Below are 17,656 nucleotides of genomic sequence, written 5' to 3' on the forward strand. Positions count from 1 at the left end.
AAGAATTAAGAAACTTGACTTAATTTTTTTCCGGGCTTTTCTGAGTGCACTTACAACTAGAATACGAGGTTAATTAACGAATTTCTGAAACCATGCAGGTTGTCTTTTCTCCAATACTTCCAGATAGGTCTTTTCATTATATGGAGTTCTCGTTTTCCAGCAGCGATACATGATACGAATCCATTTGTATGCCAAAGCTCTAAGTATAGTGAAATGAGGTATGTTAAGAGCTTTCTTATGATAATAAAATTCATGTGCCCATATTGACGATCTTATGGAATTATTTGCGAACTCCACAAAACTAAGTTGAGTGAACCTATCACATAAAAAACGTCTTCGGACAATATTCATTTTTCCACTCTGAATTGTCACAGGAGCTATTTCACTGATTTTAAGAACCTCATTTACAGACTTAAATTTATCTCGATCGTCCCCAAAGAAAGCCATAAGACGTGGGCCGATACTAGGGCCTGCTCCTGGGAAAGATTGAAACATTTCATAGTCTTCATTACTGCGATATGCTTGCTCAATTTTTTCGTCATAAGCTTTAATGACCTTATTTAAACTCCTGATTCTGTGGCAGAATTGTTGTATCTCAAATATGTAGTAATCCAACTCATCTTCATCATTAACAACAATTACGGAGGAGCGTAATATTTGAACTCTCTCTTTTGTTTTACTATGATTGGTACTGCGTTTGTTAAAGAATTTGGTAATGCCGATTTGATGAGCATTAATAACATCCTGCGGGCTTGGATATTTGTCTAAAAAGTCTAGAAACATATCTGCATATAAATGATTGCCCACGACTTTGAGGGCGTTTGGGTAATAAATCTTCAATAACGCAGTTAATTGATTAGTTAAACGAGTTCTATCATCTACTAAATCACGCCTTTTTATATTAAGTCGCTTCAGTTTCCCCTTTGAAAAAGATGAGTCTACTTTTTGAACTTTATCAGGATGTTTTAAATACAGTTCAAGTAATGATTTAGTATCTGCTCGGTCACTTTTAGCACCACTCAAATGAAATGTTTTAGCAAACTTTGAAGCAGTCGTAGGATGAACCACATAGATATCAAACTCTGTGAATGATATTAATAAATTCATCAGTGCAGATTGACAGCTCTCGATGACAATGGCAATGGAACCATTAACAGTTTCAAGTATGAGTGTATCAAAGAAGTTTTTGAGAGTAAGTAAATCGCTACTGATAACTTTACATTCTTCTTCACAATCCTTAAGAATTCGTAGGTCATGTTTTTGATCAGCCCAGTCGATCGCAATAATAACTTGATATTCAGATGGATTTTTAGTTCTTGTATTATACATTTTTACTCCTAGGGAATATATAGATTTAAAAAACAGCATGCGAAATTCCTATAGCATTCGTGCCTGAAGCTTTCTGAGTATTCGTCCCGCTGGTAAACATTCCCGGTCGAAATGCCCAGAAAGTCTTTAAAAGACAGGAGCGCCGATTCGTATCGAGAATGATTAAATTTATATGTTCCTTTTTTAATTCTAAAATTTCTACCCCAGACCCCCTCATTATTTTTATCTATTTAATTACTTGGACTACTATAGGAGCGCCGATTGTTAATCGGCATCGAGTCATCGATGGTCTATTTCTTAATGAGGATTGAATTGACAAAGTCCGCTTGCTTGATTTCGGGTGTATGGCCTTTGCATTGTACGTAGACCTTGGCGCCGACTTTATCGGCTTTTTCCTTGAGCATAAGGCCAAACATTCCGTGATGAATCCCGTGTCCAGGGTCTCTGGCGGGGACTTCGGCATCCTTGTAAGTCAAAAACATGGGTGGGTCATCTTTGCTGATGTGGCTAAGCGCGGTGTACTTGTTTGAGAAGGCTTTGTATTTGCTCTCCCAATTCTTCTTGAGCTCCTCAATATTTTCGCCACCAAAGGGTTTATAGAGCATGCCGTGCTTCAAAGTTTCTGGGCCAATGCGTCGTTCAATGAGGAAGGGATCGAGAGTCGTTTGTCCACCACCAGCAAGGGCTCCGGCCACTCGAGTGGATTGCCTCGCAATCGGGTCCTCGCTATTGGGGTCCGCCATATCATCATGAGCGGCGAGCCACATGCTGGAAGCGGCACCTGCAGAGCCACCTGTTAGTAGGATGCGGTCGGGGTCGATTTTCCATTCTTTTGCTTTATAGCGAATAAATTGAATGGCTCTTGCAGTTGAATTTGCCATGGCAGGTTGGATGTCGCCAGATGAAACTAGTGGGTAAGAAATAGAGATGGTATGGTAGTGGTTTTGGAAAACATTCGGGTGTTGTTCATTAGCTTTGTCACCACCGACCCAGCCCCCACCATGAATGTGTACTAAAACACCTAAGGGCTTATCTGTTTCAACAAGCCATAAATTCATGAGGTCTCGTTTATGGGGACCATATTTTACATCGGCTAAAGTGGGAGCGACCTTCTCTTGCGCTACTAAACTAAGCAGAAGAGAAAAGAATAGACTTGCTTTTACTAGGATTTTCATTAATTAAATTCCTTTATGTATTTTTTAAATTCTTGATAATTTACTTAGTGTAAGCCATGAATTCTATTACCTAGCGATAAAAAGATCACTGCTAACAATTTCTGTGATAAGATCTCTAAATCCATATTTTTCAGGAGGGTGTAAACTGGAAATACGTTTGAGTTCTAGGTGGTCTCGAAAAGTCATTTCTCTCCCTTTGGCAAAGGTCATTAGTTTTTCAGTGAGCGCTAAGGCGAATTGGTCTCGGCGTTTAAAAAGTTCTTTTTTAAGGTCGTTAAGGTCCTGTAATTTTTTTCCTGTGTGTAGAACTGAGGTCGGATCAACTTTGGGGCCACCACTTTTCTTTGTGCGCACAGATTTTTTATCCCAGCGCATTTTCTTGGCATAATGAGTTCGATAATTGCCAATGGGATTAAAGTTCTCAAGAGCAAAGCCATAAGGATCTATTTTTGAATGACAGTCGGCACAGGCTTCTACTTTGCGGTGTTTCTCCAAGCGTTCTTTCAAAGTTGTCGCTCCTCGGGTATCCGCATCCAAAGGTTCCACATCTGGTGGTGGGGGAGGCGGAGGCATCCCGAGTATGTTTTCGAGAACCCAAATCCCCCTGATAATGGGCGAAGTTTCGACGCCATTTGAAGAGAGACTCTGAATGCCGGCATGGCCGAGTAAGCCGCCTCGTACGCTATTTTTAGCTAGTTTGACTTTTCTGAAATGGATACCTTTAACGCCTTTTATTTGATAATGACGAGCCAAGTCTGAATTCAAAAAGGTATAGTCACTGTCAAGAAAATCTGTAATAGGACGGTTTTTCTCAAGTGCATTCATTATGAAATGAAAGGTTTCGGAACTCATGGGATCTTTAAGACCCCAACGATAAAACTCTCCGAATTTTACTGGATCAGGAGCCATCACCCCAAATTGATCATAGCGCAGCCAACTCTCCATGAAGTCGCTAATCATTTGAGTTACGCCCGCCTTGTTTTTCAATAACCGCTCAGCTTGAACTCGTCTTTGCTCGCCATTTTTGAGGCCTTCATCAGCACCAAGTAAAGAGTCGGGCATTCTGCGCCAGAAAAAATAGCTCATTCTATTCGCAATCGCAGAATTTTCGAGATCCCCATCTTCATCAGCTTTTTGATTCAGAAAAAGAAACTGAGGAGAAACCAAAATCGCTTTAAAGGCCATTTTTAAAGCGTCTTCACGAGACATGTCGAACTGATTTTCTGCTTTGTTAACTATATCGACAAAAGCTTGGGTTTCTCTTTGACTTACATCTATTCTAAAAGCCAGACGCATTAATTTTTCTATAGCTGCTGAAATATTAAGCTTATTAGCATCATAAGTCCCTGCAAGGATTTGCTTTTGAAATCTTGATTCATATGTCATTTTGAGAGGACCCAGTATTTTAAAACTGTGGATTCTCATAAGAGGCCCTTGCCAAACATCCGAAACTGTCCTGCCGGGTACAAGGTCTTTGCCGACAATATGCCAGGCGGCAGCGCCTTCCTTACCTCTAAACTCAATATCGGTATGGTACTTTTTAAGGATATCTCTCATCCAGTAATCCGAATTTCCGGGGCCATTCTCCCAATTAATAAAGGGGAGAGCGCCCTTATCAAGCCAGACCGTAACTTCAAAATCTTGCCTCTGCTCATCTTTTAACTCGTAAAGGCCTATACGCTGACGTTTCCTTGTTCCACCAGCGACGGTGCCTTCTTTTCCTTTTGCAAGGTAGAGTCCCAATTGCATAGGACGACTTAAGTCGGTAGGGATCATCTTAGCATCATAAGGGTGGCTGAGGCGTCTAATCGCTTCGGCATTTATCTTTATAGTATAGTACCCGGCATGAGTGATGCCTTTGAAACGCTTCGGTACAGTAGCCGTGCCAATTAAGGCGCTGATTGGATGAATGCCGCAACCAACATCAAAATACTTACCCGGGGTATAATGACGGTACATCCATGGTGTGCGTTTTGCTGAACTTGGAGCACCCCAATCTTTAGGCTTGATATCGATAACTGATTCTTTAACAGGGCTTCCCCAATGAATCGCCATATCCAAATATTTATCAGCTGCGGTCAGGTATTGATTAAGATGCTCATCGGAAAGGTTTAAGGCATGGCTGATATTGCTAAATCCATGAACTTTATCATCATCTGGGAAATGGGAGGTAGGGTCAAAAAAACCAGGCTCTACACCTGTGATCTGATTCATAGTATTTCTGTATTCATTTTTATTCAGTCGGCGAATCACGCTTGTATCGTCATCTGAGTGTGCCGCTGTTAGAGTCTCAGTTAACCATGAAATCACATGACGTACATCCTCGGTTGGCGGCGGTTGAATACTCTTTTTATCTGGGGGCATTTCGCCGAGATTTAATTGATCGAGGACATCTTCTAGTAGGTGAAATGTGTTTGAATCACTTAGGTCAATATTCCATCCACCCTTGGTTTTTATAGGAAACTCATGTAAAACACGGTCGCCTTTATCTTTATCGGGACCATGACATGAGATGCAATGATTTTTTATGAATTGGTGAACCCTGTTATCTAGCGGAATAATTTTTTGTTCGGCCCAAATGCTTGTTGACAATAATAGCAAGAGATAGACTAGATTTTTCAAGACTTCAACTCCAAACCATTAAACGTTCCAGTTGAGGTATTGAACTTATCAATTTCGAGGCCAAAATTTTGTAAGAGACTTAAATAGAGATTATTAAGAGGTGCTTTTTTGTCTTGGTAGCCTCCGTGTTTAAAGCCACCCCCAGCTAGAATAATAGGTAGATTTTTATTGCTATGAGAATTGCCGTTACTCATACCACTACCAAAAAGGGCCATAGTGTTGTCTAACATGGTTCTGCCATTTGGCTCTTTAATATCTTTGAGTTTTTTTAGGAAACGACCAAATTCTTCTATCATCGAAGATTCTATAAGTGCTAATTCATCAATCCGTGCATTTACTTTGCCGTGATGAGATAGGGCATGATATTCATTCTTCACTCCGGGAATACCTCCATAAGCATTTCCCAAACTATGAAAAGAAAGGCTAATGACACGGGTGGAGTCTGTTTGTAAGGCCAAAGTCATAAGATCGTAGAAAAGCGGCATCTGTTGCTTAAGTGTCATGTTGTTGGTGTCTTGAGGGAGTTGGTAATTTGTTCGTGGTTTAGCTTTGTTAAGCCATAGTTTCGATTGCGCAACTTTGCCCTCCAGTTCCCTGACGGAGGTAAAATACTGATCCAACTTTTCTTGGTCATTTTTACCAAGTTGATTAGAGAAAGATTTCGCCTGATCATAGACCAGATCAAGAATGGACTCTTTGCTCATCATGTTGGTTTTTATTTTCTTTTTCGCCTGAGCATTTGGTGCTGTAAAAAGAAGATTATATAATTGCTCAAGATCGCTAATCGGCCTGATTTGAGAACCATGCTTCGTCCATGAAATATAGTTTTGGCTATTGGTTTTACAGCCTAAGACTAAGGAGGGATAGCGCGTCGCAGAACCCACATGTAGAGCCGCTTTTTGATCCACCGAAATATTGGCTTCTTTATAGTTGTTAATTTGATCAAGAGGGATGCCACTTAAAAAATACTTTGTGGAATGGTGCCCTGCATTCATACCATGATCCAAGCCATTTAAAATAGAAAAATCTTTTCTAAGCTCAGCCATTGGTTTTAAGAGCCTAGTCATTTCATAATTTTGGCCAGTCTTCTTAGGAAAAAATAAATGAGGCATGAGTCCATAAAAATTTGCAACCGTCACCATTCTTTTAGGAATCGTTTCTTTGTTCGTTTGGGCATCGACTTCCAAAAAGGGAAGTAACATTAAGGCTCCAGCTGAGTTTTTCAGAAAGCGTCGTCGATTAGTACGTAGGTGACTCATTAATTATTCTCTCTCACGAATTGGGTTTGGTGCTTTTGTTATGTTAATCGAAAATATAACTTGTTTTCTAACATCTTTTTTTCATAAATGTTTAACAGATTAAAGAGGTGGGCAGCAAGATTCTTAATTAATTGCAGATATTGAATCGAGTTCTATAATTCATTATGATACAAAATATGAGAATTTAAAAGGAGTTAATCATGGGGATACATAAAATCTATGTTCTAACATTACTTCTGACTGGCTTCGTAAGCTATGGCAGTGAATTGACGCTCAAAACGGGTGTCTTTACTGACAAACTTCCCTTGGGCAAGGGTATGAGTATGAAGTTCAAGGCACGCGTTCCAATGGAACTGCCTACAGAAAAAACACTCGGTCTCATTCTTGCCTTCCATCCTCATGGAGGAAATGAAAATTCCATGATCAACTGGCCAGTGAAAACTTTTTTGGAGCGCCAAAAAGTTCTGGACAAGTACGTGATCATCGGCCTCAAATCGCGAAGACCAGAAAGATACAAAGAACATTTGGGCGATTGGGAAGTCGCCGACCATGAACCCTCATATAAAGTTTTTCAATGGGCTATGAAAAACTACCCTATTGACCCACGGCGAGTTCATATTATAGGGTGGTCAAGAGGTGGCTTTATGACGACTCGTTTTATCTGGAACAACTTGAAAAGCTTCGCCTCAGTGACTGCCTATGCCGGCGCACATAGCCCAGACTGGACTAGAGAGTCGCTTGGAGGCTATCCTAAACAAGACTGGGTGAAGCTCAAATGGAAGGATGGAATTGTCAATGGAACATGGACTGGGAAAAGGTTTGATTATAGCGTTGACTTACCTAATAAACCTTTTGAAGAGCTCATGCTTAAAAATAGTAATAAAGTTAAGTTATCCGAGTTTTTCCCTGAGTTCTATCACGTGCACGGCGACAGTGATTATGTTATCGATGTCAACCTCACACGTTGCTACACACGTGAATTAGCTAAAAAGGGCATCCCTTACATTTACCGCGAATTGGATGGCGTAAACCACGCGCGGGTGTTTCAAGGCAAGCCTGTAAATATGCTCGTTAACGATGACGTTTTTAGCTGGATTCACGCCACACGCAACAAGCTCATTCCCTTAAGCAAAGTTGAACAGAAAAGGTTGGCTTATATGAAGAGCAATATAGCTAAGATGGATCAGGGAAAAGCTCTTAAATACATTAATGAAGCCGCTCGTATTGGTGGGCCACAAGCTGGTGAGGCGCTTATTCATGCCTTTGATTCCAAACACAGCGCTGTTCGAATTGCCGCGGTCACGAGTGCTTACTCTACGTGCTATGGTCATGCCTTTACCGCAAAACTTGGCGAATTCATTACTGATAAAGATTCAAGTATAGACAAGGATGTGAAATTTAATGCGTGTCATGTTCTTGGGCGTTATGCAAAGTGGCGTCAACTCGATGCCCGCAAAATCTTGACTGATGCAGTTCTAGATTCTTCCCTCAGTCAGTATATCAGATTCCAACTACTCACGGCCTTATCGAAAACTTATGAAATGATGGTAATAGGCAATATGTACGATGATAGGGAGGTCGTGCAGACTCTAATCAAGCTCTTAGACGACCCAGATGAGGGAGTTCGTGGCTACGCGCACATGATTCTCATAAAGGGAACTAATGGCCTTGGGGGATTTGCTTATAATGCCGCCGCCAATGCAAAGGATCGCCAGGCAGCTATCAAACTGTGGAATGACTGGGCAAGCAAAACTACGGTTCCGCTCTTGTCCGATGATTTTGTAAAAAAGTAGGTTGGTAGATTTTTGAGGTTTCTCAAGGAAGAGGTGTTTTTATGAGGGGTGAGGAGTGGGCTATGCCGTCCCTTCGGGACTCATTATTTTTTGTTGCGTATAGACCTAGCACTTCCGTGCTAGGCTAATGTATGTCGTGCTTTCAGCACTCAAACTAATGCCAAAGGCATGGTATAATATAGCCCAATGGCGTGAGCCTTGGGAAAAATGTGGGCCTCCCAAAAAGAGGTGCCGAAGGTATGATATAATACAGGCCAATGGCGTGAGCCTTGGGTGATTTATGATAAACAAATTGTGAATGCCGAAGGTATGATATACGGCGCTATGCCGTCCCTTCGGGACTCATTATTTTTGTTACTTATAGACCTGGCACTTCCGTGCCAGGCTAATGTATGTCGTGCTTTCAGCACTCAATAATTAACCGCAGTGAGTACTTCTTACAATTCCGTGCCAGGCTAATGTATGTCGTGCTTTCAGCACTTAAACTGAATGCGGTCAGTATGATTATTCAGCTTCAGATTTTTTCCGGTAATCACCTTTGGGATTGCCGTCAAAGTTCGTACAGATACGGGCTGGATCTATTTTTTGGAGCTTAAAGTCCTGGAGGCGTTTTAAGTCCTTATCTCGTTTCTTTGTTAGCGTAGAAATTTTAGTCTGATCATCGCCACTTTGCTGAATTAACTTTTCATGTTTGGCCTTTATAAGTTCCATTTGTGAAGCGATATTCTTGTATTGGGCATCAAAGACATCGTCAATTTTTTCACCCCCGACTTTCTCTAAATAAGCATCTAGTTCTTTACTAAGCCTTGCCGCAACTTCCGGCATTAGCTTAGCCAGATTGTTTTTCTCGCTTAAATCTTTGTCCATATCAAAGAGTATTTCCTCACCGGTGTTGAGTTGGCGGATTAATTTATATTTACCGCTCCTGATAGCTGTTACAGGTGGCATACGCGCGTAGGGCATATGGAAAATAAAAGCTTCTTCAGGTCGGATAACCTGGCCCTCATTTCCTTGCTCAAAGATACTGCGTAAACTTCCTCCATCGAGGTTCTCGGGTAAGGGTTTTGTGGCCCCAACTAGGTCATGGAATGTGGGTAAGAAGTCCCAGTGATTCAGCATGACGTCGCACTGTGAGTTTTCAGGGATATTTGGGCCAGCAACAATCATAGGAACGCGTAATCCGCCTTCAAAGAGGTTGCCTTTTTTTCCTCGTAAGAGGTCGGGTGTGACAGATACCCACCCACCATTGTCCGAAGTGAAAATGATATAGGTCTTGTCCCTTACTCCCGCTTTATCCAGAGCGTCGAGAACGCGGCCAACGCTGATGTCCATCGACTCAATCATCGCCGCCATTTCTTGCTGTTTCACAGATGTGCGTGCATCACCTTTTGGGAGTCCAGCGGCTTTCTCCTGATATTTTTTTAGACCGGCAGCAGTGCTCGTGATTGGTCCATGCACCGTGTAGTGTGAAAGCATAAGGAAAAAGGGCTGTTTGCCGGCGTACTTTTCAATGAATTTTTCCGATTTCTCAGTCAGCGAAAAAACCTGTTTTAGGTCGTCTGGTCCCACGGTGTCACCATTGTTGTAAAAGAAATTTCCCTGGTTGTCGTTGGTGCCGTGCTGATCGTCTACCACATCATAGCCAAAGCTTGAAACGGGCTCGTGTATACCTTTACCAAACAGTGCGGTAATATAGTTTTTGTTAGTTCCTTTGAGTACGTCTGCCAAGCTAGTTTCATTAGCCCATGATTTTCTTTTACTAATGTTTAAGGGGTTACCATTATAGGTGTAGCCAAGTCGTACCGGAGATTTCCCGATCTGTATACTTTTTCGCGCCGGAGTACAGACGGACGCAGGCGCATAGGCATTTGAAAAACGCATCCCTCTTGCCGCAAGCTTTTCGATATTTGGTGTTTCGTAAAAACTTTGCAATTCATTGCTTATGCTTCGGTCCATCAAGACGCTGGTATTATCCCAGCCAAGATCGTCGATGTAGATAAGAACAAAATTCGGCGCTTCTTCTGCAAAAGCGTTCTGATTAGCAAAGGTACACAGCAGGGATGCCGCCGCTAACAAGCCTATATTTTTTATGCTTCTCATGATTATTCTCCCCAGATTTGTACCTCGGTGAAACCGCACCAGAGGTTTTTGTTGGGAACTAATTTAGTAAATTTGACCCATTTTGTTTTTGGTTGACGAACATTCAAAGTTTTATTCCCTTTTCTAGATAATTGGTAAAGAGGCGTCTACCTATAATAACAGGAGGACTTTAGGATGTGTTTGTTATATGAATTGAGGAGTTGTCTTTATTCTAACATATTTGATAGCAATGATATACATGTTTTTAGGGTGTTTGGTGCAGGCAGTTATTCGAAAAGCGTCTAAATCACCACTGTATGGAAAAGAATCTGTAGTGTCGGCTAATCAGCTAAAGATTAGGTGCAGTCTATCAATTTCTTAAACTTATTTTGCTCCAATTATTCACGGGCAGCGTTCCACGCAGTATCGATGATGTATTGATTTGGGTAGTTATTACCATCAAAAAACCTTTCTGGATGACTTAAAGTATTGGGAAAAGACCGAGTGCTGACATGTCCGTCGCCATGTAGATAATTAAGCTTATAGTTTTTTGGATCATGTGGGAAAAAACCTTTAATTCCACCATCCAGTCCGTGGGTACTATCTGCATTAGTAGGGCCATATTTCTCAGTGATGTAGCCTAGAGTGAAAGTTCCCTGAGTGCCACCATTACCAAGTTGATTCCATTGATTTTGAAATTCAGTCATGCTGATGAAGCGTGAAGGTTTGTTTATTTCAGTAAGCTTTAGAGACCAAGCTACTTTAGGGGTACTAGTATCCCCATCATGATTGGTAAAACTCATCACACCAAGAACTGAACGGTCATTGTTGAAGTGCCTAGATACGCTGTAAGACTTTAGGACGCGAGTTTCGTCAAAATATTGAATATTTGATGGGCATTGATAGAGTTGATAAGCTTTGTTTAAATTATCATCTTCTTGAAAACTACTGGCGTTCATATCAGCTTCAGTTAAGTTTCGACCATCATAAGCTCCTAACAGATCATCCCATGAAACATCATCATCCTCATCTTTCCCTACTGGAAAGTATCCATTGTTATCTTCGTGGTAGAGGGCAAATGCAAAGAAAATTTGTTTTTGTTGATTCATACATACGGCAGTTTTTACAACTCTCCTTGCTCTATTTAAATGTGGAATAAGCAAGCTTAGGAGTATACCGATAATTGCGATGGCGACTAAGAGTTCTAGTAGCGTAAATGTTTTTCTTTTCATCATAGATATTACCTTTTATTATAATATAAATATATATGTAAATTATTATTTTTGACAAAGTTGCAACTTTGTATTTATCTTAATAAACGCAGTGGGCGGAGATTTCTAACATGTTTTATAACAAAAAAAATCTGCCTTTAAAAAATTGAACTCAAGGAACACGGAAGTTGACAGTTTTTGAATTAAATATGGGGAGGGCGCTATGCCGTCCCTTCGGGACTCATTGTGTTAGTTGCGTATAGATCTAGCACTTTCGAGGCTGTGTGAAAAAATTGTCTTTTAGGTGCAACGCACCGACAGTAATTAGCGTGTAGCGATAGCTACACGTATGAGGTAATAGGAAATGGAGGGCTCGCGGATGTGAGCCCTCCATATTATTTCGGACCCAAGCTTGAGCCCTAGCTTAATTAGGAAACCGTTTTCATGCCCCTGACGGAGCATGCTACAATCTGACGGACCTTCAGTCCTAAACCAAATGATACGGTGTTTTTTAGATAGCCTCGAAATTCTAGTCTTATGTATGGCGTGCTTTCAGTACTCAAACTGAACGCCGAATCGCTAGTTTTACTATTCTGGATCAAATGGGTCTTTGCTTTTTGAGTAGCAGTAAGGATTTTAGCCAATTGTAGGTATTGCATTGAGTTCTATAAGTCATTATTATTCAAAGGATTGAAGGGCTGGTCATAGGAAAGGGTCGATGTGTTCTACAAGGATTGAAGGACAGGCCATAGGAAAGGAACAGATGTGTGGGCATCACTTTTTACTCGATCCTACTTTCATTCCATCAAGGTGTTTTGTTAGATCATGAGTGGATTTCACAACACCGTTAATTATTTTAATAACATCAATTTTCGTTTTTATAAGCTTATTATTCTTGATGGTGCCGTGCTCAACAACATTGCTATCTATTTGAGGGGCACTGGAGTTCACGAGAACATTATCAGTAACGACATTATTCCTTGGCTCGTTAGGCGCGTCCTTCTCCAGATTCAACAGATAAGGAAAGCGGCTCTTCCATGGATCTTCTTTATATGGCACCGCTGCAAGTCGCCTCCACATAATACCCTTAGGTTTTTTTAACCATGGTCTCTTTGTGAGTGCCCAGCCTGTCCCACGCGAATCAAATCTCATGGATCTATTATCTGCATTAATGAAAAGGTTGCCTTTCACCGTAAGGTTTCTGCCGCCACCAAGTAGAAAACCCGTTTCAGTCTCACTGATATTGTTGGTGATAGTTACTCCTGAAGCCATGTCATCCATATAGATGGTCTGGTTATGTAATTTTTTTGTGCCGCCAAGGTCCTTAATATAATTACCATGGATAAGATTGCCGCCATATGTCCAGTCACGTCCGCAATAAATTGCGCCCGCATCAGAGGTGTCGAGGCATACGCGTTCGATTCTATTGTGTTTTATATGAATGTCATTGCCCCTGAAAAGGATTGCTGCATGTGGGGCATCGTGAATGTGATTATGCTCTGCGGTAAGCCCCACACCAGTGCAGCGAACTGCGAGATTATATGTTTTATTCAGCCGAGCAAAATGGTGTATCACTGAATTTCTGACATAGTGCCCTGCTGGGGTAAGCGTTTTACGGTCTCCACCAGTGAGAGCTACTCCGCCGGCACCAAACATAGACAGCTCGCAGTTATTCACACCGCATTTCTTGCCGCCAGTTATAGTAATACCATTTTTTGCCCCAAACCGCAGGGCACAATCATCCAAAACCACGTCACTTGAATCTTTGATCGTTACAAATGCATGTTTACCGTATTCGAATAAGATCCCTTTAACAATAATATTCTTTGACTGAGCAATTTGAATGAAAGGGTCGGTTAAGCGCGGAATGACCAATTCTTTATTTTTATCAGATTCAGGCATATAGATAAAAAGTTTGTTGCGTTTAATATCGACAACATATTCACCGGGAGCATCAAGTTCTTCTATCAGGTTGATTGCATAATAGAAGCCACCGGTCATGCCCTTAAGGCCATATTGGGTATTTGAGTCCATTGTGATTGTTTTCTTCTTCGTATCGACCTTTCGCACCCGCACGATTTCATCAAACCACTTTTCTGCAAAGTATCCGTGCAGGTAAATATCTTCGCTGTCGTTCCAGAGTTCTTGTCTACTTTCGACATATTGAAACGTTCCCACACTGTCGTTCTCTAATTTCTTGTCGCCGGTTCTGCTGTGTATCATGCCTCCCATGTTCAGAACTTTTCCAACCTTGGCGTAACCTTGATTAGGCCATCGGGAAAGATGAAGAGGTGTACCGTCCATAAAAACTTCCGGCCAGCCGCCGTAGCCTCTGAATCTCTTCTGCCATGAATTAGCGGTGATGCCAAATTTGGATAGATCGATGGAAACGACTTTGTTCCTACAGCTGTCGGGCAGGCGCTTGAGTATCTTAGGATCTGCAACTGGTTTCAAATCCTTGACCTTGACCGTGCCTCCTCCCGAAAAATAGACCTTTTCTCCGGGGTATGCCATGATCTGAAGATTAGTTACATTGTCGATAGAAACACCATGTTTAAAATTATAGGTTCCACCTCTTAAAAGAATCAGGCCGTTTTTTTTGTCTTTTCCAAGTTTGACGGCTCTTTCCAAAGCAAGATTCAGGTTTGGTAGTGGCGACGTTTTGCTCCCGTTTGCAGAGGCTTTACCTTGTGGTGATACATATAATGAGAAGTCCGCTTCAGGAACGGGTACGATAAGGATATTTTTATTCACTCTTTCGCCAGCAAGCGCTGAGGCTAATGCGCCTATGGAAAAAGCAGCAGCTAGAAAATAATTTTTTAATTTCATTGTTTACCAATTAGTATGGAATCCATGAAGTCTTTTTGGGAGACTTCCGGAGTTCTGTTTTTAAATTGTACGTAGACCTTGGCACCCACTTTATCAGCTTTTTCTTTGAGGATTATGCCGAACATACCGTGATGAATTCCGTGGCCGGCATCTTTGGCCGGGAATTCCGCATCTTTATAGCGCAGGAACATGGGGGGATCATCTTTGCTGATGTGCTGCAGGGCGGTGTATTTATTTGAAAATGCTTTGTATTTGCTTTCCCAGTTTTTCTTCAGTTCCTCGATGTTTTCTACTCCAAATGGCTTAAAAAGCATGTTGTGCTTTAAAGTTTCGGAACCAATTCGTTCTTCGATCAGGAACGGATCAAGTGTGGACTGGCCACCGGTGATAGAGACTCCGGCAACACGTGTGGATTGACGGGCAATGGGGTCGTCGCTCTCGGGATCTGCCATATCGTCGTGGGCTCCCAGCCACATACTTGAGGCACCACCGGCAGACCCCCCGGTAAGAAGGGTTCTGCTTGTGTCAATATTCCACTCTTTTGCTTTGTAGCGAATGAACTGAATGGCTCTGGTAGCGCCATTGGCCATAGCTGGCTGGTTATCGCCATATTTAACTAAGGGATAGTTGATTGAAGCTGTGTGATAGGCCTTCTTGAAAACATCTTTATTTTGTGTCGCGGCCTTTTCGCCTCCGAACCAACCGCCTCCGTGAATGTGGACTAATATTCCCAGTGTTTTATCAGATTTAACCTGCCAGAAGTTGAGGGTATTGCGCTCGTGAGGTCCATATTTCACATCCTTAAAAGTCGGTTCAATTTGACCAGCGGCAAACGCCGATGTACTTAGCACAACGCCTAAAGCCAAAATTAATAGTTTTCTCATCGATTAATCCTATTATATGTTATTTTTTCTCTTTTCGTCTACTTGGAGATATCGTCATGGGTGAAATCAGCCACTGGAAGCCCCAAACCTTTGCGAGTCTGCCATGAACTCTTATGTCCTATTTAACTTGGGCGACATTGCGTCTGGCAAATTCAGCTTCAAAGGAATCAATTATCTTTTTATATTCGGGATTGGCTGCTAGATTTACCGTTTCAAGCGGGTCTTTTTCATAATCAAACAGTTGTGTTGCGACCAATTTTCCTTTCGCAACGCTTTTCCGGTAATCTAGATTCAACCATTTCACATAACGATATCTTTCGCTTCTTAGCGTATATCCCATTGTCTTATTCCCACGCGGGTACTGTCCCAATGCTGCGTAGCGGACCGAAGTGGAAGTGTCTTTCATTACCGGCGCAAGACTCTTACCCGGAAGGTGTGTAGGAATATCAAGACCGGCAAGATCACAAAGTGTCGGGAAGATATCGACCAATTCCACCGGCGCATTGGTGCTATTTGGCTTAAATCCTTTGGGGGCAGCTATAAGTAAGGGTGATCGCACAGCCTGCTCAAAGTTTGTATGCTTCGTCCACATTCCGTGATCCCCCAGATGGAAACCGTGATCGCCCCACAGGCAGATTATGGTATTGTTGGCAATTCCCAATTCTTCAAGCTTATCAAGAAGCAGCCCGAGCTGAGCATCCATATAGCTTGTCGTTGCCATGTAGCCATGAATCAGATGCTTTTGGGTTTCTTGATCAATAGGCCCCTTTTCGGGCATATCGCTATATGCAGCGATTTCCCCAAGGGACTTGTAAGCAATTTTGGTGTCATTCTTAGCGCTTTTCTGATATTCGGCTACTTGTATGTCATGGGAATTATACATATCCCAATACTTCTTAGGGGCGACAAAGGGCAGGTGGGGCTTGGCAAATCCGACTGAAAGGAAGAATGGTTTGTCAGCTTTTGAGAGTTCCTCAAGCAGTTTTGCTCCTACTCGTGCGACCGCGCCATCTTTATAGACGTGATCAGGCACATCCATGCATTCTGTGGCGGGTCTGCATATTGGATCTCCAAGTCGGGCCATGGCTTTATTACGCTGGTATCCCATTTTGAATGTTCTTCCTTTTACAAGTTCGGCAGCTTTTTTCCACGCCTTGGCAACTTCCGGGTTTGCATAGCCTTTACCACCTGCCTTGTGATACGGAATAGACCACGATGGTTTGTCCTGAAATTTTCCGCCATCTACACAGCGGGGATCAAATGTTTTTCCTACACCAGTTGTTTCGTAGCCCTGTTGTTTGAAGTACTGAGGAATACTGAGAATATCCGGATTGATATCGCGCATTTTTGTCGCTAGATCCCATACTTTGGTGTGATCCGGATACATGCCAGTCATCAGGCTTGCTCGTGATGGCCCACAAATTGCCTGTTGGCACGACGCGTTAAGAAAAACAGTTCCCCGTTCAGCGATACGGTCAATATTTGGCGTTATAATAGCCTGATCACCGTAACAGCCAAGCATTGGCTTCAGATCGTCTATCGGTATAAACAGCACGTTCATTTTTTTAGATTTTGCTTCCGCCAGCGGTGATGTCGCCAGGGCCACTTGTGAGGTGATTATAAACATCACCACTAATACACTTTTTATCATCTCATTTACTCCTTTAAAATTATATCGCCAATGAATACACAGCGAAGATCCCATTATTGTTTTATTGAGCACTATCTTACCTGTGGTGTCAAGGGCAGGGTGAAGTTATCTCCCCAAGCGAAGCCCTTTCCAGTTAAGCTTTTCTTCAAATAGATAGTGGCTTGTTTGCTCTTTGACCCCGTGGTGAAGTCGATACTTTTTCGAACCCATTTACTTGAAGAGAGATTAGCAAAAGCACACAGCAAGGATGCAGCCGCTAAGAAGCCTATGTTTTTTATGCTTCTCATAATTATTCTCCCCAGATTTGTACCTCGGTGAAACCGCACCAGAGGTTTTTGTTGGGAACTAATTTAGTAAATTTGACCCATTTTGTTTTTTGTTTAGGGAATTTAAGCTCTTGTGCATCAGCTGTACGATCCAGTGTAAATGAGTGCTTGGAACCATCTGAAAACTCCATGACCCCTGACTTGAAGTAGCTGTCATGATCGATCTTTGCGAAGGGTTTAAACTTTGCACGAACCCAAATAATAGCTTTATCAATTTCTACTTCTTTGCCGAAATCAATCTTGAACCACAGGTCATTGCGCTTGTGTGGTCCCCATGAGGGCATTGTCTTTCCATACCCTATATTGGACGTCTGCCCATTAATGGCATTATTAGCAGCAAAAGTTGTATCATTATATTGACTATTTGTTGTTGCTTGTGGGTACGAACCGTCTCCTGCCTTAGGGTTCAGTGCTACGTTGCGGTAAGTTGAGTCACTCGCGTAGATGTTTACAAGTGATAACAATCCAATCGAAATTAAGATGAATTTTTTCATTCTA

The 17,656-nt window shown here is 42.0% G+C and carries 12 protein-coding genes; 1 reads left to right on the forward strand and 11 read right to left on the reverse strand.

Annotated features, from left to right (window positions below):
* Window positions 1-69 precede the first annotated feature (69 nt).
* From LNTAR_RS07425 to LNTAR_RS07445, 4 genes are all read right to left on the reverse strand, one after another.
* Window positions 70-1,329 (reverse strand): IS110 family transposase, encoded by a 1,260-nt coding sequence (locus tag LNTAR_RS07425; RefSeq protein ID WP_083799925.1) that lies wholly within the window; start codon window positions 1,327-1,329, stop codon window positions 70-72.
* A gap of 290 nt (window positions 1,330-1,619) precedes the next feature.
* Window positions 1,620-2,504: an alpha/beta hydrolase gene (locus LNTAR_RS07435; protein WP_007278053.1), complete on the reverse strand. Its 885-nt coding sequence runs from the start codon at window positions 2,502-2,504 to the stop codon at window positions 1,620-1,622.
* A gap of 66 nt (window positions 2,505-2,570) precedes the next feature.
* A complete protein-coding gene (locus LNTAR_RS07440; RefSeq protein ID WP_007278054.1) occupies window positions 2,571-5,126 on the reverse strand; it encodes a DUF1588 domain-containing protein in 2,556 nt (851 codons plus the stop codon).
* On the reverse strand, window positions 5,123-6,385 hold the full coding sequence (locus LNTAR_RS07445; protein WP_007278055.1) for a DUF1552 domain-containing protein: 1,263 nt from the start codon (window positions 6,383-6,385) through the stop codon (window positions 5,123-5,125). The genes LNTAR_RS07440 and LNTAR_RS07445 overlap by 4 nt, the downstream gene beginning before the upstream one ends.
* A gap of 200 nt (window positions 6,386-6,585) precedes the next feature.
* Here LNTAR_RS07445 and LNTAR_RS07450 point away from each other — a divergent pair, with 200 nt between their 5' ends.
* Window positions 6,586-8,178, forward strand: a complete 1,593-nt coding sequence (locus LNTAR_RS07450) for a prolyl oligopeptidase family serine peptidase (protein WP_007278056.1) — start codon at window positions 6,586-6,588, stop codon at window positions 8,176-8,178.
* Between the two features lie 504 nt (window positions 8,179-8,682).
* On the opposite strand, the gene LNTAR_RS07455 is transcribed toward LNTAR_RS07450, so the two are convergent.
* From LNTAR_RS07455 to LNTAR_RS07485, 7 genes are all read right to left on the reverse strand, one after another.
* The gene (locus LNTAR_RS07455) at window positions 8,683-10,278 is read right to left on the reverse strand and encodes a sulfatase (RefSeq protein WP_007278057.1); all 1,596 of its coding nucleotides are present in this window, start codon (window positions 10,276-10,278) and stop codon (window positions 8,683-8,685) included.
* 377 nt (window positions 10,279-10,655) lie between these two features.
* Window positions 10,656-11,492: a type II secretion system protein gene (locus LNTAR_RS07460; RefSeq protein ID WP_040914466.1), complete on the reverse strand. Its 837-nt coding sequence runs from the start codon at window positions 11,490-11,492 to the stop codon at window positions 10,656-10,658.
* 750 nt (window positions 11,493-12,242) lie between these two features.
* Window positions 12,243-14,297 (reverse strand): right-handed parallel beta-helix repeat-containing protein, encoded by a 2,055-nt coding sequence (locus tag LNTAR_RS07465; RefSeq protein WP_007278059.1) that lies wholly within the window; start codon window positions 14,295-14,297, stop codon window positions 12,243-12,245.
* Window positions 14,294-15,181, reverse strand: a complete 888-nt coding sequence (locus LNTAR_RS07470; RefSeq protein ID WP_007278060.1) for an alpha/beta hydrolase — start codon at window positions 15,179-15,181, stop codon at window positions 14,294-14,296. Before LNTAR_RS07470 ends, LNTAR_RS07465 begins: the two co-directional genes overlap by 4 nt.
* A 118-nt stretch (window positions 15,182-15,299) precedes the next feature.
* On the reverse strand, window positions 15,300-16,832 hold the full coding sequence (locus tag LNTAR_RS07475) for a sulfatase (RefSeq protein WP_007278061.1): 1,533 nt from the start codon (window positions 16,830-16,832) through the stop codon (window positions 15,300-15,302).
* A gap of 71 nt (window positions 16,833-16,903) precedes the next feature.
* On the reverse strand, window positions 16,904-17,119 hold the full coding sequence (locus LNTAR_RS07480; RefSeq protein ID WP_007278062.1) for a hypothetical protein: 216 nt from the start codon (window positions 17,117-17,119) through the stop codon (window positions 16,904-16,906).
* A gap of 2 nt (window positions 17,120-17,121) precedes the next feature.
* Entirely contained in the window at window positions 17,122-17,652 is a 531-nt protein-coding gene (locus LNTAR_RS07485) for a DUF7402 domain-containing protein (protein ID WP_007278063.1), read from the reverse strand.
* Between the last annotated feature and the right edge of the window lie 4 nt (window positions 17,653-17,656).

This window comes from Lentisphaera araneosa HTCC2155 (assembly GCF_000170755.1).
Lineage (GTDB): Bacteria > Verrucomicrobiota > Lentisphaeria > Lentisphaerales > Lentisphaeraceae > Lentisphaera > Lentisphaera araneosa.

Bases quoted from the DNA above. Each gene is read 5' to 3' on its own strand.
- LNTAR_RS07425 (WP_083799925.1), bottom strand. From the start codon at position 1,329: ATGTATAATACAAGAACTAAAAATCCATCTGAATATCAAGTTATTATT.
- LNTAR_RS07445 (WP_007278055.1), bottom strand. From the start codon at position 6,385: ATGAGTCACCTACGTACTAATCGACGACGCTTTCTGAAAAACTCAGCT.
- LNTAR_RS07485 (WP_007278063.1), bottom strand. From the start codon at position 17,652: ATGAAAAAATTCATCTTAATTTCGATTGGATTGTTATCACTTGTAAAC.
- LNTAR_RS07465 (WP_007278059.1), bottom strand. From the start codon at position 14,297: ATGAAATTAAAAAATTATTTTCTAGCTGCTGCTTTTTCCATAGGCGCA.
- LNTAR_RS07470 (WP_007278060.1), bottom strand. From the start codon at position 15,181: ATGAGAAAACTATTAATTTTGGCTTTAGGCGTTGTGCTAAGTACATCG.
- LNTAR_RS07480 (WP_007278062.1), bottom strand. From the start codon at position 17,119: ATGAGAAGCATAAAAAACATAGGCTTCTTAGCGGCTGCATCCTTGCTG.
- LNTAR_RS07450 (WP_007278056.1), top strand. From the start codon at position 6,586: ATGGGGATACATAAAATCTATGTTCTAACATTACTTCTGACTGGCTTC.
- LNTAR_RS07475 (WP_007278061.1), bottom strand. From the start codon at position 16,832: ATGATAAAAAGTGTATTAGTGGTGATGTTTATAATCACCTCACAAGTG.
- LNTAR_RS07455 (WP_007278057.1), bottom strand. From the start codon at position 10,278: ATGAGAAGCATAAAAAATATAGGCTTGTTAGCGGCGGCATCCCTGCTG.
- LNTAR_RS07435 (WP_007278053.1), bottom strand. From the start codon at position 2,504: ATGAAAATCCTAGTAAAAGCAAGTCTATTCTTTTCTCTTCTGCTTAGT.
- LNTAR_RS07460 (WP_040914466.1), bottom strand. From the start codon at position 11,492: ATGATGAAAAGAAAAACATTTACGCTACTAGAACTCTTAGTCGCCATC.